The following is a 16,000-nucleotide window of genomic DNA, read 5'->3' as shown; positions in this document are numbered from 1 at the left end:
ACCCATTGAGGAAGGTCGGAATGAAGTTATCCGATGGTTTTGATGCACGCCGCTTGCGGCCCAAGGGCCAACGCAACTGGCGTTTTCGATTCGGCGCAGCTTTTGCTGCCTTGCTGGCGACGTGCGGTGTGTTGCTGGCCATGGCCGGTGCCGCCAGTCTGCTGGGCCGTCCCCCGGCCCTGGGCGAGTTGAATGCCAGCCCGCTGGGCTCGGCGATCATTCTGGCGGTTGGCCTGTTCGTGCTTTATATCGGGGTGTGGCTGTGGCGTCGCTGCCGTCGCCGCTCGCGCCAGTCGCGAGAGCTGAACATGTCCCCGCACCTGATGAAAAAACACGATTGAATCAAAGGCCCGGCGCTCAGGCGGGCCTCAATTGTTATGGATAGCGCCTCGACTTGGGTAAACTGGCCGCCCTTCGCGGAGGCTGACATGCAAGACGACGATTTTTCCCTGTTCAAAAGTGCGATCCAAGGCGTCAAGCCGATCAAGCACGATCGCGCCGAAACCGGCAAACCCAAGGCCGATCGCGCGCAAATCGCCAAGCTGCGCCAGGCCGCGACCGTTCGCACCGATGCCACCACCGTTGATGGTCTGTCTGACCAGTTCGTGATCGATGTCGGTCCGGAAGACGAACTGATGTGGGCCCGCGACGGTGTTCAGGAAAGCCAGATGCGCAAGCTCAAGATCGGACAGATCCCGTTCGAAGGCAGCCTCGACCTGCATGGCATGAACGTGGAGAAAGCCCGGGAAACCCTCTGGGCATTCCTGGCCGAAGCGACCAAATTCGAAATCCGCTGCGTGCGTGTCACCCACGGCAAGGCCGTGCGTCTGGACGGCAAGCGGCCGATGATCAAAAGCCACGTCAACACCTGGTTGCGTCAGCATTCACAGGTGCTCGGCTTCACCTCGTGCCAACCGAAACATGGCGGTGCCGGCGCGGTTTATGTGATGCTCAAACGGACCATGATGGAAGGTCGTGACGAGTAAAGCTGTCGCTTCACGCTTGCAGCGCCGTGCCCTATGGCAATTTTCTTTAAAACGACTCGACTGGCTTATTTGCCTGCTGATCCAGCTTTTTTTGGTCAAGCTTTGGAAAGGAAAACTTTAAAATCAAATAAGCATCTTTACCTACGCTATTGACGATTAGATCTACGGTCCTCACATTGTCAGGGGCCAATAATAATAATCGACGAAAGTTTTTAGCATATCCAATCGAAACTCTATTATCTATGAAAGTATAAGCAACATGACCCGCCCCCAAGGCCATACTTTCATAATTAGAAACTCCGATTTTTACATCCTCGGCTTTTGTCAATCTGCTCGCCAGATAAAGTATATCGATAGTAGATTCCCCATTGCTAATCACTGCCATGCCAAAGCTCTTCCTAACGGCAGCCATGGCGCGCAGGTACAACTCACGATCAAACGGGGAACGTAGCGAAACCATCGAAAGCTTGTCATTTTTGAAAACTAGCGATGCTGTGAATTTATTTTCAATAAAAACCAATTCAGTACATTTAGCCGTAGTACCTACCTGCGACGAACAATCATGATAACCGGTAGCCTCAGTATACTTTGAGATAGGTGAGTCATAAGCGTAGTTTTTAAACAGGTTGTCAGTTGCAACTGCATTCTGCGCACTCGAGATAATGGCTACCATGGACAGGGCCAGCGCACAGGTTTTTTTAAACATGGATTCCGTTCCTGGGATAGAGGGCAAGGGATAGCCCAATGCTATCAGCCCTGGATCAGATTTGTCTCTTCAACCCAAGCAGGCCGGTGTGGTCTGCAGATACCTCAGGTCAGCACCGACCGGATTGAAGGTTCACGCCCGCCGGCCATACAACTGCCGACACACTTAAGCTACCATGTGCAGCACGACGGGTATGAAACCCTGCAATCACTGCCTTTAAGCTCGGTCAAAGCGTCAGATGCTGTCGACCTATGCCCTGTGGACCTCCAGCACCGACTGGATGACCTAGGCAAACGAAACAGCTCGATTGATACAAAATTGGTACAGACAGAATAAGTACCCTCCTGAAACCCTTATGGAATCAGCCTCTGTGACACTGGAACAGAATTACACCGCGATTCTCGGCCAATTGGGCGAGGACGTCTCCCGCGAGGGCCTGCTCGACACGCCAAAGCGTGCCGCCAAAGCCATGCAGTACCTTTGCCGCGGCTATGAACAAACACTGGAAGAAGTCACCAACGGTGCCTTGTTCAGCTCCGACAACAGCGAAATGGTGCTGGTCAAGGACATCGAGCTTTACTCGTTGTGCGAACACCACCTGCTGCCGTTCATCGGCAAGGCTCACGTCGCCTACATTCCGAGCGGCAAAGTGTTGGGCCTGTCGAAAGTCGCACGGATCGTCGATATGTACGCCCGCCGCCTGCAGATCCAGGAAAACCTCAGCCGCCAGATCGCCGATGCGGTCCAGCAAGTCACCGGCGCCCTGGGCGTTGCTGTGGTGATCGAGGCCAAGCACATGTGCATGATGATGCGTGGTGTGGAGAAACAGAACTCGTCGATGATCACGTCGGTGATGCTGGGTGAGTTCCGCGAAAACGCGGCGACCCGCAGCGAGTTTCTCAGCCTGATCAAGTAATTTGTTACACGAAGAAAACCGGCATTCATCGCCGGTTTTTTTTCGCCTGTGAAAAATCAGGTAAGCTGCGCGCCTTCCGTTCGCCCTGTGAGGCTTATTCCGTGTTCGTAAAAGCGCTTCGTGTCGGCCTTGGCCAACTGATCATCTTCATCGACTTTATCACCCGCCCTGGCAAGAAGCAGCGCCCTGCCGCCGCCCAGGCCCAGGTCGAATCGGCCGCCAAGGACCTGACGTTGTATCAGTTCCACGCTTGCCCGTTCTGTGTGAAAACCCGCCGCACCCTGCGTCGCCTGAATGTACCGGTGGCGTTGCGCGATGCGAAAAACAACGAACAGGATCGCCAGACCCTGCTGGAGCAAGGCGGCAAGATCAAGGTGCCATGCCTGCGCATTGAAGAGAATGGGCAGACCACCTGGATGTATGAGTCCAAGGCGATTATTGATTATCTGGATAAGCGGTTCGCAGCGGCCTGATGGTTTTGTGGTGATTTGACTGACGCCATCGCGGGCAACCCGCTCCCACAGTGATCTGTGGTGCACACAAAACCTGTGGGAGCGGGCTTGCCCGCGATGAGGCCCGCACCAACACTGCAAATCCCGAACAGAAAAAACCGGCCGATCGCCGGTTTTTTTTCGCCCGCACACCGGCGATAGACGGCTCGCGAAAGCATCCCTCCCGGCGATATACCCCTATTGCCAAACTTTTCGTCTACAAAACCAAAAACATTATTTGCTTTATTTGTATACAAAAGCATAATCCACTTCGTGCGAGTTTCTGACCAGCCGGTCAACAAATTCGCAAGTGCCTCAAAGGGTCGCTGCCACCCTCATGGGTCCGGCCCTGGAAATAAAAATAAAACTCTTGAGGAGTATTCGCTGTGGAAAGCCGCAAATCCGAAGCCCCGACGCTGGAACTCTCGCCGCCGTTACGCAATGGCTTGCTTGAGCGCATCTTCAAACTCAGCTTGCACGGCACCACGGTGAAGACCGAGCTGATTGCCGGTCTGACAACCTTCATCACCATGGCGTACATCATCTTCGTCAACCCAAACATCATGGCCGACGCCGGGATCGATCACGGTGCCGCGTTCGTCGCAACCTGCATCGCTGCGGCCTTGGGCTGCCTGTTGATGGGCCTTTACGCCAACTGGCCGGTCGGCCTCGCGCCTGGCATGGGTTTGAACGCGTTCTTCACCTACACCGTGGTCGGCACCATGGGCTACAACTGGGAAACCGCCCTCGGCGCGGTGTTTGTTTCCGGTGTGTTGTTCATGTTCCTGACCTTTTCGCGGATTCGCGAATGGCTGCTCAACAGCATTCCTGTGAGCTTGCGTTACGCCATGGGTGCCGGCGTGGGTCTGTTCCTGGGGTTGATCGGCCTGAAAACCGCCGGCATCGTCGTCGATAGCCCGGCCACCCTGATCAAACTCGGCTCTCTGCGCGAACCCGGCCCGCTGCTGGCCGCCATCTGCTTCCTGATGATCGCCGTGCTCAGCTACCACAAAGTGTTCGGTGCAATCCTCATCAGCATCATCACCGTGACCCTCGCGGGCTGGGGCCTGGGCCTCGTCCACTACGAAGGCATCATGTCTGCCCCGCCGAGCCTGGCGCCGACCTGGATGGCCATGAATGTTGCCGGCGTATTCAACGTCAGCATGATCAGCGTGGTGCTGGCCTTCCTGTTCGTGCACATGTTCGACACCGCTGGCACCCTGATGGGCGTCGCCCAGCGCGCCAACCTGGTGAACGCTGACGGCCGCATCGAAAACCTCTCCCGCGCCATGAAAGCCGACAGTGCGTCCAGCGTGTTTGGTGCGGTGGTGGGTGTTCCTCCCGTCACCAGCTACGTGGAAAGTGCCGCGGGTGTAGCGGCGGGTGGTCGGACTGGTCTTACCGCCGTGACCGTAGGTGTGCTATTTATTGCGGCAATGTTTTTCGCACCGCTGGCTGGCATGATTCCCGCTTACGCCACCGCCGGTGCGCTGATTTATGTGGCGATGCTGATGATGGGCGGTATGGCGCACATTGAGTGGGACGAAGCGACCGACAGCATTCCGGCGATCGTCACCGCGATCATGATGCCGCTGACCTTCTCGGTCGCCGACGGCATCGCGCTGGGTTTTATCACGTACGTGGTGCTGAAGGCTTTCACCGGTAAGCACAAGGAAATCTCCGTCAGTCTGTGGGTGCTGTGCGCGATCTTCATCGCCAAGTTCATTTTCTTGTAAGCCGTCCACGTTTCAAAAACAGTGTTTCAAAACAGCCTCACCCCGGCGGGTGGGGCTTTTGCACAAATGGAGGAAAGTGATGAGTCTGGAAACCTGGCTGCTGTTCAGCGCCGCTGCGCTGGTGGTGATCCTGATCCCGGGGCCCCTGTCTTTGCTGATGATCAGCAACAGTCTGAATTACGGTTTGCGCCGTTCTTACCCGGCGTTTCTGGGCGGCGTGTTTGCTTCGATCTGCCTGTTAAGCGCTTCCGCACTTGGCTTGGGTGCGTTGCTGCTGGCATCGGAACAGCTGTTCAGCGCGCTGAAAATCGTCGGCGCCCTGTACCTGTTCTACCTCGCCTGGCAGAGCTGGCAGCAATCGCGGCTGCCCTCCGTCGGCGCTGAAGTGCCCCAGGCTGCGCCAGTGCCACGCTTTCGCGCACTGTTCGGGCGCGCGTTTGTGCTGGGTGCGAGCAATCCGAAAGACATTCTGTTCTTCGCCGCTTTCCTTCCGCAGTTCCTCAGTGCCGGGCAACCGTTCCTGCCGCAATTGCTGGTGATGATTGCAACGTGGACCGTACTGGATTTGCTGTGCAAGTTGGCTTACGGGCTGGGAGCCCACGGCGCGGCGCGGTACTTGCGCAGTGGCAAGGGGCAGAGTTGGTTTAATCGGGTGAGTGCGGGGTTGTTCAGTGGTGCCGGTGCGGCTTCGTTGTTGAGCCGCTAAAGTCTAAAGCATCGCTAGCAGGCTAGCTCCCACATTGGATTTGCGGCGTTCGCAAGCCTCCTGTGGGAGCTAGCCTGCTAGCGATTACGCCTGCACGGACGCCACGTTTCACCAGGCAAAAAAAAGCCCGCAGTGTGAGCGGGCGAAAGACCAAAGAAGCTATATGCGCAGTCGCTTCCAGGTTGAGGCAGCTGCTTGGGGGATCAGCTGCCGCGGTACGTGGAATAGCTGTACGGCGAAATCAGCAACGGCACATGGTAGTGATCCTGTTCCGCAGAGATGCCAAACCGCAGCACCACCACATCCAGAAACGCCGGCTCCGGCAGCTGAACGCCGCGGGCGCGGTAGTAATCGCCCGCATGAAACTGAACCTGATAGACCCCGGAACGGTAGTCATCGCCTTGCAGCAACGGAGCATCGACACGGCCGTCGCTGTTGGTGATCGCGCTGGCGACCAATTCCAGCTGCGAGCCTTCAACGCGGTACAACTCGACCTTGATCGAGCTGCCCGGGCAACCGTGTGCAGCGTCCAAAACGTGTGTAGTCAAACGTCCCATTGATTCTGCGCGCCTGCTGCATGGAGCAGTCAGACCTCGCGCCTCCCGAAGTCAGTTGAAAAGGAGACCGCACCGATTCGGAGCACGAAACGCTGCGGCGAGCGATTGATTAAGACACTTTTCAGAAAAATTGTACACAATAAAAACGACATTTTTAGCGCTACCCTCGCCATTCATGGAAATACGGAAAATCTAACGCCAAACCATACGTTCAAAGGATCTTCCCTCCATAAGCTGACCATTCAGGCAGGTTTCTTGCAATAACATGAACAAATGACAGCTCATCAAAAATGCAAAAAATCAGGCTTACAAAGTGAACATAAAGTTGTATACAATCAGCCCATCGCTGTGACGCCAGCCTGACTTCCCATCTGCAGGCACGCCACACAACCTGTCAACGAATAAGAAGGAAGACTGCAGTGAGCGCTGACTACCCACGCGACCTGATCGGTTACGGCAGTAACCCTCCTCACCCACACTGGCCGGGCAATGCCCGTATCGCCCTGTCGTTCGTACTCAATTACGAAGAAGGCGGAGAGCGCAACATCCTGCACGGCGATAAAGAATCCGAAGCCTTCCTGTCGGAGATGGTCTCGGCGCAGCCGCTGCAGGGCGAGCGCAACATGAGCATGGAATCGCTTTACGAGTATGGCAGCCGAGCCGGCGTCTGGCGGATTCTGAAACTGTTCAAGGAATTCGACATTCCGCTGACCATCTTCGCCGTGGCCATGGCCGCCCAGCGTCACCCGGATGTGATCCGCGCTATGGTCGAGGCCGGCCACGAAATCTGCAGCCACGGTTATCGCTGGATCGACTACCAGTACATGGACGAAGCGCAGGAACGCGAGCACATGCTCGAAGCGATCCGCATCCTCACCGAAATCACCGGCGAGCGCCCACTGGGCTGGTACACCGGCCGCACCGGCCCGAACACCCGTCGCCTGGTGATGGAAGAAGGCGGTTTCCTCTACGACTGCGACACCTACGACGACGACCTGCCCTACTGGGAACCGAACAACCCGACCGGCAAGCCGCATCTGGTGATCCCGTACACGCTGGACACCAACGACATGCGCTTCACCCAGGTCCAGGGTTTCAACAAGGGCGACGACTTCTTTGAATACCTCAAAGACGCCTTCGACGTGCTGTATGCCGAAGGCGCCGATGCACCGAAAATGCTGTCGATCGGCCTGCACTGCCGACTGATCGGCCGTCCGGCGCGTCTGGCCTCGCTCAAACGCTTTATCGAATACGCTAAAAGTCATGAACAGGTGTGGTTTAGCCGTCGCGTCGACATCGCTCGCCACTGGCACGAAACCCACCCGTACCAAGAGGCTGCCAAATGAGCACCTTTCAAACGCTGAAACCCTCGACCCTGGCCCGCGACGCGTTTGTCGCCGCTTTCGCCGACATCTACGAACATTCGCCATGGGTGGCCGAGAAGGCCTTCGATTTGGGCCAGGACGCCTCGATCGACGAGATCGAAACCCTGCACCAACGCATGAGCGACATCCTGTTGAGCGCCGATCACGAAAGCCAACTGGCCCTGATCAACGCTCACCCGGACCTGGCCGGCAAAGCCGCCGTCCAGGGCCAACTGACCGAAGCCAGCACCAATGAACAGGCTGGCGCCGGTATTCACCAATGCACGGCCGAAGAGTTTTCTCGCTTCACCGAGCTGAACGACGCCTACAAGGCCAAGTTCAAGTTTCCCTTCATCATGGCGGTAAAAGGCAGCAACCGGCATCAGATCCTCGCGGCGTTCGAAACGCGCATTCACAACTCGGCAGACACCGAATTCAAATGCGCGCTGGCGGAGATCAACAAGATCGCCTTGTTCCGTTTACTGACCCTATAGCGAGCCTGGCCCGAGAAACCTCATGAACGCTTGCGTTTCCCAGGGCCCTGCAAGCATCCCAAGCCAACTTATTAAAGGCAGACAAGAAGAATGAAAGCTTACGCCGTACCTTTCGAGAAGTTCGTCAACCTGGCCGACGCCCGTCTGGGCACCAAAATCATCTCGGTCACCGATGACTGGTTCGCTGATGCCAACCGCCTGTTCCAGCCGACTCCGGCTGTGTGGAAAGAAGGCGTGTTCGATGACAACGGCAAGTGGATGGACGGCTGGGAGTCGCGCCGCAAGCGCTTCGAAGGCTACGACAGCGCGGTGATCCGCCTGGGCGTACCGGGTTCGATCAAAGGCGTGGACATCGACACTTCATTCTTCACCGGCAACTTCCCGCCATCGGCGTCCCTGGAGGCCTGCTTCCTGGCCTCGGGCGAGCCGGACGACAACACCCAGTGGACTGAAGTGCTGTCCGCCGTCGAGCTGCAAGGCAACAGCCATCACTACCACGAAATCAGCAACGACCAGGCGTTCAGCCATCTGCGCTTCAACATCTATCCGGATGGTGGCGTGGCCCGTCTGCGTGTGTACGGCATTCCGTTCCGCGACTGGTCCGCTGTCGGCGACAACGAGCAGGTTGACCTGGCTGCAGCCCTCAACGGTGGCCGCGCCCTCGCCTGCTCCGACGAACACTTCGGCCGCATGAGCAACATCCTCAACCCGGGCCGTGGCATCAACATGGGCGACGGCTGGGAAACTGCACGTCGTCGTACGCCGGGCAATGACTGGGTGATCGTCGCGCTGGGTCATGCCGGCGAGATCGAAAAAGTCATCGTCGACACCCTGCACTTCAAAGGCAACTACCCGGACACGTGCTCGATCCAGGGCGCGTTCGTGAAGGGCGGCACCGACAGCCAGATCGAAACCCAGTCGCTGTTCTGGCGCGAACTGTTGCCGGCGCAGAAACTGGAAATGCACGCCGAACACACCTTCGCCGAGCAGATCAAGGCGCTGGGTCCGATCACCCACATCCGCCTGAACGTGTTCCCGGATGGTGGTGTTAGCCGCCTGCGGGTATTGGGCAAGGTCGCTAAATAAGCGCTGAACCCAATCGCCAGCAGGCTGGCTCCCACAGGGGAATGCATTCCAAATGTGGGAGCTAGCCTGCTAGCGATAGCAATAGAACAAACAACACAGAACTCAAGGTAAGAAGACCAGCATGCGCACACTGACGATTGAACCGCTGACCAAAGAAGCCTTCGCCCCTTTCGGTGACGTGATCGAAACCGACGGCAGCGATCACTTCATGATCAACAACGGTTCGACCATGCGCTTCCATAAACTGGCGACGGTGCAAACCGCCACGCCAGAGGACAACGCGATCATCAGCATCTTCCGCGCCGACGCGCAGGACATGCCGCTGACCGTCTGCATGCTGGAGCGTCACCCGATGGGCAGCCAGGCTTTCATTCCGCTGCTCGGCAACCCCTTTCTGATCGTGGTCGCGCCACTTGGCGATGAACCTGTATCAGGCTTGGTCCGCGCCTTCGTCACCAACGGCAGGCAGGGCATTAATTACCATCGCGGCGTTTGGCACCATCCGGTGCTGACGATCGAAAAGCGGGATGACTTCCTGGTGGTTGATCGCAGTGGCACAGGCAATAACTGCGATGAGCATTTTTTCAAAGAGGATGAGCGTTTGATCCTTGCCCCCCACCAATAAGAGAAGGTCTGATCACTCGACAACAGAGTGACAGGCGAGAGGTAAAGACTGTGGAAGCACATCTGTTGGAATGGCTGAACCTGAGCGTGCGCTGGGTTCACATGATTACTGGCGTGGCCTGGATCGGTGCGTCGTTCTATTTCGTCTGGCTGGAAAACAACCTCAATCGGGTCAACCCGAAAAGCGGTCTGGCGGGCGATCTGTGGGCGATCCATGGCGGCGGTATCTACCACCTGGAAAAATACAAACTGGCCCCACCGACCATGCCGGACAACCTGCACTGGTTCAAATGGGAAGCCTACTTCACCTGGCTGTCGGGGATCGCGCTGCTGTGCGTGGTGTTCTACTCCAACCCGACGCTGTACCTGCTGGCACCGGGCAGCAGCCTGACCGGCCCTGAAGGGGTCGCACTGGGCATTGCTTCGTTGTTCGTCGGCTGGTTCGTCTACTCCTTCCTCTGCGACTCGGCCCTGGGCAAACGCCCTGCCCTGCTCGGTTTCATCCTGTTCGTGCTGATCATTGGCGCCGCTTACGGCTTCAGCAAAGTGTTCAGCGGTCGGGGTGCGTACCTGCATGTCGGCGCGATCATCGGCACCATCATGGTCGGCAACGTGTTCCGCATCATCATGCCGGCGCAGCGCGCCCTGGTGGCGGCGATTGCCGAGAACCGCACGCCGGATCCGGCGCTGCCGGCCAAAGGCTTGCTGCGTTCGCGTCACAACAACTACTTCACCTTGCCAGTGCTGTTCATCATGATCAGCAACCACTTCCCGAGCACCTACGGCAGCCAATACAACTGGCTGATCCTGGCCGGGATCGCGGTGCTGGCGGTGTTGGTGCGTCACTACTTCAACACCCGTCACGACAGCCACAAGTTCGCCTGGACCTTGCCTGTCGCGGCTGTTGGCATGATCTGCCTGGCCTACGTGACTGGCCCGGCGCAAATGCCGAGCGCACCTGAAGTGGCCAAGGCTCCTGGCACCATCGAGTACCAGCCGCTGCCGGAAACCGCCGTCGGTGGCGGTGCCAAACCTGCCGCTGCGAAACCTGCTGAAGCACCGGTCCAGGCGTCAAACGCCGGCCCGAGTTTCGACAAGGTGCACAGTGTGATCCAGGAACGTTGCTCGGTGTGCCATTCGGCCAAACCGACCAGTCCGCTGTTCAGTGCCGCGCCGGGCGGTGTGATGTTCGACACCCCCGAACAGATCCGTCAGAACGCCGCGCGGATCCAGGCGCAAGCCGTCACCACCCAGATCATGCCACTGGGCAACATCACCCAGATGACCCAGCAGGAACGTGACCTGATCGGTGCATGGATTGTTCAGGGAGCTCCCACCAACTAAGCAGAACAAAAGCCCGTGAAAGCGGGCTTTTGTGGCGAGGGAGCTTGCTCCCGCTGGGTCGCGAAGCGGCCCCCACTTCCTGTCAAAAAAGTAGAGGACTGCTACGCAGTCCAGAGGGAGCAAGCTCCCTCGCCACAGGTCCACCTGATTCGAAAACAACTGCCAGCAGCACCGCAGTTGTCAATCACAAGAATAAAAAAGATCCGAGGTGTTGCATGTCCGAGCTATCCGAAGCGCGCATCCCCGACGCACCCGCTATTCAGCGTTTGCCCCTTTTGCAACTGATCCTGGTCGGTCTGCAACACGTTCTGCTGATGTACGGCGGAGCCATCGCGGTGCCGCTGATCATCGGACAGGCCGCCGGTCTGAGTCGTGAAGAAATCGCCTTCCTGATCAACGCCGACCTGCTGGTCGCCGGCATCGCCACCATCGTGCAATCCTTAGGCATCGGCCCGATGGGCATCCGCATGCCGGTGATGATGGGCGCCAGTTTCGCCGCCGTCGGCAGCATGGTCGCCATGGCCGGCATGCCGGGCATCGGTCTGCAAGGGATCTTCGGCGCGACCATCGCCGCCGGTTTCTTCGGCATGATCATCGCCCCGTTCATGTCCAAAGTCGTACGCTTCTTCCCGCCGCTGGTGACCGGCACGGTCATCACCTCGATTGGTTTGTCGCTGTTCCCCGTGGCCGTCAACTGGGCGGGCGGCGGTGCTGGCGCCACTCAATTCGGCTCACCGATTTACCTGGCCATCGCCGCGCTGGTGCTGGCCACCATCCTGCTGGTCCACCGCTTCATGCGCGGGTTCTGGGTCAATATTTCCGTGCTGATCGGCATGTGCCTCGGCTACGTGATTTGCGGGCTGATCGGCATGGTCGACCTCAGCGGCATGGCGGATGCGCCATGGCTGCAGATCGTCACCCCACTGCATTTCGGCATGCCCAAGTTTGAACTCGCACCGATCCTGTCCATGTGCCTGGTGGTGGTGATCATCTTCGTCGAGTCCACCGGGATGTTCCTCGCCCTGGGCAAAATCACCGGCCAGGAAGTCTGCCCACGGATGCTGCGTCGCGGCTTGCTGTGTGATGCCGGCGCCTCGTTCTTCGCCGGTTTCTTCAACACCTTCACTCACTCCTCCTTCGCGCAGAACATCGGCCTGGTGCAGATGACCGGCGTGCGTTGCCGTTCGGTGACCATCGTTGCCGGTGGTTTGCTGGTGCTGCTGAGCTTGCTGCCGAAAGCGGCATTCCTGGTGGCATCGATTCCGCCGGCGGTGCTGGGCGGCGCGGCGATTGCGATGTTCGGCATGGTCGCCGCCACCGGGATCAAGATTCTCCAGGAAGCCGACATCGGTGACCGTCGCAACCAGTTGCTGGTGGCGGTGAGCATCGGCATGGGGCTGATCCCGGTGGTGCGTCCGGAGTTCTTCGCGCACTTGCCGTTGTGGATGAGTCCGATCACCCACAGCGGCATTGCGATGGCGACGCTGAGTGCGCTGTCGCTGAACCTGCTGTTCAACATTCTTGGCGGCCGCGAACGCGCGGCGATCAACGACTGCCACGCTCACCCGCGCTAACCCAATAACGCCCCAAAACCTGTGGGAGCGAGCTTGCTCGCGATAGCGGTATCACATTCAACATCAATGTTGATTGAACCGACGCCATCGCGAGCAGGCTCGCTCCCACAGGTTGGGGCTGCCTGTGCCTCAAACAATAAAAACAAGAGGGAGCAACAGATGATTCGGACTCAGACAACCCTGCTGTTGGGCGGTGGCCTGCTGGCTGCAAGCCAGGCCATGGCCGGCGATTTATTGCTGTGGCAGACCAACAGCCTCAGCTATTTGTACGGCAAGGATTTCGCGGTCAACCCGTCGATCCAGCAGACGATAACCTTTGAGCATGCCGACCGCTGGAAGTACGGCGACAACTTTCTGTTCGTCGACAGCACTTACTACAACGGCGAGAAAGACCGGAACAAAGGCGTTCACGCCTATTACGGAGAGTTCAGTCCGCGCCTCTCCTTCGGCAAAATCCTCGACCGCCGTTTCGAATTCGGCCCGATCAAGGACGTGCTGCTGGCCATGACCTACGAGAATGGCGAAGACGACACCGAGGCCTACCTGATCGGCCCCGGCTTCGATCTCGCGGTGCCAGGATTCAACTATTTCACCTTGAACTTCTATAACCGCCAGACCGAAGGCTCGCGCCCCGGCGATGATGTCTGGCAGATCACACCGGCCTGGTCTTACACCGTTCCATTGGGTAATTCGAGCCTGTTGATCGACGGCTACATCGACTGGGTCGTGGACAACGACCAGAACTCGCACGGCACCTATCACGCCAACCTGCACTTCAACCCGCAGATCAAGTACGACCTGGGCAAAGCCCTCGGCTGGCGCGAAAAACAGGTGTACGTCGGCGCCGAGTACAGCTACTGGAAAGACAAGTACGGCATCGAAAACAACGGCAACTTCGACACCAATGAAAACACCACCAGCCTGCTGGTTAAGGTGCACTTCTAAGATGGCCCGCAACCGTGCTCCAAACCTGTCGTCGGTGCGCTGTTGCGGGGCACTTGAGACCTGGCCAAGGAGTCAGTATTCTCCGCGGCCGCCTGAATCCGCTTTAAAAAAAAGCCCGGATTTAATTCCTGACCAGAAAGCCAACTTATCCCGGCTCTGGACGGTTCCAAGGCACTCCACCCCCCCTCTCAATCGACTGCTCTTGAGCAGCCGAGCGGGAGTTTTTTGGTTTTTTGAAAGCCTTGGCGCAGCTCTTGCTAACAGCACTGAAGCTGACCGAATGGATGATTTTTTACCGCTACAGAAAAAGGCGCCACACCAGAGCGTCGACCTTAGAAAAATAACGTGGAACTACTACTTTTTGGGAGCAACCGAATGAAACGTATGTGCACCAGCCTGATGCTCGCGGGATCGCTGCTGGCCGGGGGCCAGGCCATGGCCGGCGACTTGCTGCAATGGCAGAACAACAGCCTGACTTACTTGTATGGCAAGGACTTCCAGGTCAACCCGCGCATTCAGCAGACCGTGACTTTCGAACACGCCGATGGCTGGAAATACGGCGACAACTTCTTCTTCATCGACAAGATCTTCTACAACGGCAAGGAAGACGCCTTCGCCGGTGAGAACACCTACTACGGTGAGTTCAGCCCACGCTTGTCGTTCAACAAGATCTTCGACCAGAAACTCGAATTCGGCCCAGTCAAAGACGTGCTGCTGGCCATGACGTATGAGTTCGGTGAAGACGATACCGAGTCCTACCTGATCGGTCCTGGTTTCGACCTGGCCATTCCAGGTTTCGACTACTTCCAGCTGAACTTCTACAACCGTCACACCGAAGGCGACCGTCCGGGTGATGATATCTGGCAGATCACACCGGTCTGGTCCTACACCATTCCCGTTGGCGATTCGAACATCCTGATCGACGGTTTCATGGACTGGGTGGTCGACAACGACGTCAACAAAAAGGGCGAATATCACGCCAACCTGCACTTCAATCCGCAGGTCAAATACGACCTGGGCAAGGCACTGAACCTGGGCGAAAAGCAGTTGTACGTCGGCGTCGAGTATGACTACTGGAAAAACAAGTACGGCATCGAAGACAGCCAGGGTTTCAAGACTGATCAGAGCGTGACCAGCTTCCTGGTCAAGGTTCACTTCTGATCCGGCGGCGTCTGTAAGGACGCCATCGCTAGCAGGCTAGCTCCCACAGTTGATCTGAATGACACTGAAGATCCACTGTGGGAGCTAGCCTGCTAGCGATAGCAACACCGCAGCTCTCAGGCCGTAACCACCGGCTCCGACAACCCCAGAAACCGGCACAACTCCTCGCGCTTGGCCAACGCATCCCGCCGCCCCAGATCAATCAATTCGCTGCAATACCCCGCCTCGAACAGCAGATAACTCAGCACCCCCGCCCCACTCGTCTTGGTCGCCCCCGGCCCGCGCAGAAACAGGCGCAACGCCGCCGGCAATTCCTGCCGATGCCGCGCCGCGATTTCATCGATCGGCTGACTCGGCGAAATCACCAGCACCTCGACCGGCGCCACGCCCAGCGCACGGGTCGGCGTGCCATCGGGCAACAAGTGACTGAACTGATTCAGACGCTGCAGCAACTCGATGTCACTTTCCAGGCTGTCAATGAACGTACTGTTGAGCATGTGCCCGCCGATCTGCGCCAGGGTCGGCTGCTGACCGGTGTAGGCGCGTTGCAGTGGCTGCTCCGGGTCGACGCCACGCGGGTTGCCGCTGACGCCCACCACCAGCACCCGGCTGGCGCCCAGGTGCAGGGCCGGGCTGATCGGCGCTGATTGGCGCACCGCGCCGTCGCCGAAATACTCTTCGCCGATTTTCACCGGCGCGAACAACAGCGGAATGGCTGAACTGGCCAGCAAGTGGTCGACGGTCAATTGCGTGGGCACGCCGATCCGCCGATGGCGCAACCAGGCATCGATGGTGCCGCCGCCCTGATAGAACGTGACGGCCTGCCCGGACTCGTAACCGAACGCCGTGACCGCCACCGCCTGCAACTGCTTCTGGGCGATGGCCTCGGCAATGCCGTTCATGTGCAATTTGTCGTTGAGCAACCCGCGCAGCGGCGAACTGTTGAGCAAGGCAACCGGAACCTGAGCACCAATGCCGAGCAAGCTGTGGCTGACGAAGCGGCTGGCCTGATGGATCACGCCCGGCCAGTCGCTGCGTAGAACCAAATGACTGCGAAAGCCTTGCCAGAAAGCGGTCAGGCGCTCAATCGCGCCACGAAAGTCCATCGCCCCACTGGCCAGGCTGACCGCGTTGATCGCCCCGGCCGAGGTGCCGACGATCACCGGGAACGGATTGTCTGCGCCCACCGGCAGTAACTCGGCAATCGCCGCCAGCACGCCCACTTGATACGCCGCCCGAGCCCCGCCGCCGGAAAGAATCAACCCTGTAACCGGTTCAGCAGGACTCATCGCAACACTCCATGGTGCTTA

General features: G+C 58.2%; 17 protein-coding genes. 14 read left to right on the top strand and 3 right to left on the bottom strand.

The annotated features are described in order from the left end of the window. Positions 1-20: 20 nt before the first annotated feature. Positions 21-341 (top strand): hypothetical protein, encoded by a 321-nt coding sequence (locus tag ACA053_RS08720; protein WP_010456650.1) that lies wholly within the window; start codon positions 21-23, stop codon positions 339-341. Positions 342-428: 87 nt separating this feature from the next. Beyond that, positions 429-986 (top strand): Smr/MutS family protein, encoded by a 558-nt coding sequence (locus ACA053_RS08715; protein ID WP_007898817.1) that lies wholly within the window; start codon positions 429-431, stop codon positions 984-986. 46 nt (positions 987-1,032) lie between these two features. Here ACA053_RS08715 and ACA053_RS08710 read toward each other — a convergent pair whose 3' ends face one another. Further along, positions 1,033-1,692: a hypothetical protein gene (locus tag ACA053_RS08710; RefSeq protein WP_497316627.1), complete on the bottom strand. Its 660-nt coding sequence runs from the start codon at positions 1,690-1,692 to the stop codon at positions 1,033-1,035. A 370-nt stretch (positions 1,693-2,062) separates the two neighbouring features. On the opposite strand from ACA053_RS08710, the gene folE reads away from it, so the two are divergent. From folE to ACA053_RS08690, 4 genes are all read left to right on the top strand, one after another. Then, the gene (gene folE, locus ACA053_RS08705) at positions 2,063-2,608 is read left to right on the top strand and encodes a GTP cyclohydrolase I FolE (protein ID WP_010456659.1); all 546 of its coding nucleotides are present in this window, start codon (positions 2,063-2,065) and stop codon (positions 2,606-2,608) included. 101 nt (positions 2,609-2,709) lie between these two features. Continuing rightward, entirely contained in the window at positions 2,710-3,081 is a 372-nt protein-coding gene (locus ACA053_RS08700) for a glutathione S-transferase N-terminal domain-containing protein (protein ID WP_497395028.1), read from the top strand. Between the two features lie 404 nt (positions 3,082-3,485). Beyond that, positions 3,486-4,835, top strand: coding sequence for an NCS2 family permease (locus tag ACA053_RS08695; protein WP_042932677.1), 1,350 nt, complete (start codon positions 3,486-3,488; stop codon positions 4,833-4,835). A gap of 79 nt (positions 4,836-4,914) precedes the next feature. Next, positions 4,915-5,541 (top strand): LysE family translocator, encoded by a 627-nt coding sequence (locus tag ACA053_RS08690; protein WP_497316623.1) that lies wholly within the window; start codon positions 4,915-4,917, stop codon positions 5,539-5,541. Between the two features lie 203 nt (positions 5,542-5,744). Here ACA053_RS08690 and uraH read toward each other — a convergent pair whose 3' ends face one another. Beyond that, positions 5,745-6,098, bottom strand: coding sequence for a hydroxyisourate hydrolase (gene uraH, locus ACA053_RS08685; RefSeq protein ID WP_010456673.1), 354 nt, complete (start codon positions 6,096-6,098; stop codon positions 5,745-5,747). A gap of 419 nt (positions 6,099-6,517) precedes the next feature. On the opposite strand from uraH, the gene puuE reads away from it, so the two are divergent. The 8 genes from puuE to ACA053_RS08645 all read left to right on the top strand — a co-directional run bounded on the left by puuE (position 6,518) and on the right by ACA053_RS08645 (position 14,690). Next, positions 6,518-7,444: an allantoinase PuuE gene (puuE, locus tag ACA053_RS08680; RefSeq protein WP_109628743.1), complete on the top strand. Its 927-nt coding sequence runs from the start codon at positions 6,518-6,520 to the stop codon at positions 7,442-7,444. Further along, positions 7,441-7,956, top strand: coding sequence for a 2-oxo-4-hydroxy-4-carboxy-5-ureidoimidazoline decarboxylase (gene uraD / locus ACA053_RS08675; RefSeq protein WP_497316620.1), 516 nt, complete (start codon positions 7,441-7,443; stop codon positions 7,954-7,956). The genes puuE and uraD overlap by 4 nt, the downstream gene beginning before the upstream one ends. Positions 7,957-8,046: 90 nt before the next feature. Next, complete coding sequence (gene alc / locus ACA053_RS08670) at positions 8,047-9,042, top strand: allantoicase (RefSeq protein WP_059404692.1); 996 nt, start codon at positions 8,047-8,049, stop codon at positions 9,040-9,042. 121 nt (positions 9,043-9,163) lie between these two features. After that, positions 9,164-9,667, top strand: a complete 504-nt coding sequence (locus ACA053_RS08665) for an ureidoglycolate lyase (protein WP_497395026.1) — start codon at positions 9,164-9,166, stop codon at positions 9,665-9,667. A gap of 50 nt (positions 9,668-9,717) precedes the next feature. Beyond that, positions 9,718-11,010 carry a urate hydroxylase PuuD gene (locus ACA053_RS08660; protein ID WP_497316618.1) on the top strand — a complete coding sequence of 431 codons (1,293 nt, stop codon included), beginning with the start codon at positions 9,718-9,720 and terminating at the stop codon, positions 11,008-11,010. A 215-nt stretch (positions 11,011-11,225) separates the two neighbouring features. Next, on the top strand, positions 11,226-12,584 hold the full coding sequence (locus ACA053_RS08655; RefSeq protein ID WP_109628733.1) for a nucleobase:cation symporter-2 family protein: 1,359 nt from the start codon (positions 11,226-11,228) through the stop codon (positions 12,582-12,584). 159 nt (positions 12,585-12,743) lie between these two features. Beyond that, complete coding sequence (locus tag ACA053_RS08650) at positions 12,744-13,529, top strand: outer membrane protein OmpK (RefSeq protein ID WP_497395024.1); 786 nt, start codon at positions 12,744-12,746, stop codon at positions 13,527-13,529. Positions 13,530-13,904: 375 nt separating this feature from the next. Next, on the top strand, positions 13,905-14,690 hold the full coding sequence (locus tag ACA053_RS08645) for an outer membrane protein OmpK (protein WP_497395022.1): 786 nt from the start codon (positions 13,905-13,907) through the stop codon (positions 14,688-14,690). 116 nt (positions 14,691-14,806) lie between these two features. On the opposite strand, the gene ACA053_RS08640 is transcribed toward ACA053_RS08645, so the two are convergent. Then, complete coding sequence (locus ACA053_RS08640; protein WP_497395020.1) at positions 14,807-15,979, bottom strand: patatin-like phospholipase family protein; 1,173 nt, start codon at positions 15,977-15,979, stop codon at positions 14,807-14,809. Positions 15,980-16,000: the final 21 nt, after the last annotated feature.

The sequence above is a fragment of the Pseudomonas sp. LBUM1672 genome (assembly GCF_059695655.1).
The sequence above is the reverse complement of the archived record's forward strand: the minus strand, read 5'-3'. Positions and strand labels throughout refer to the sequence as shown.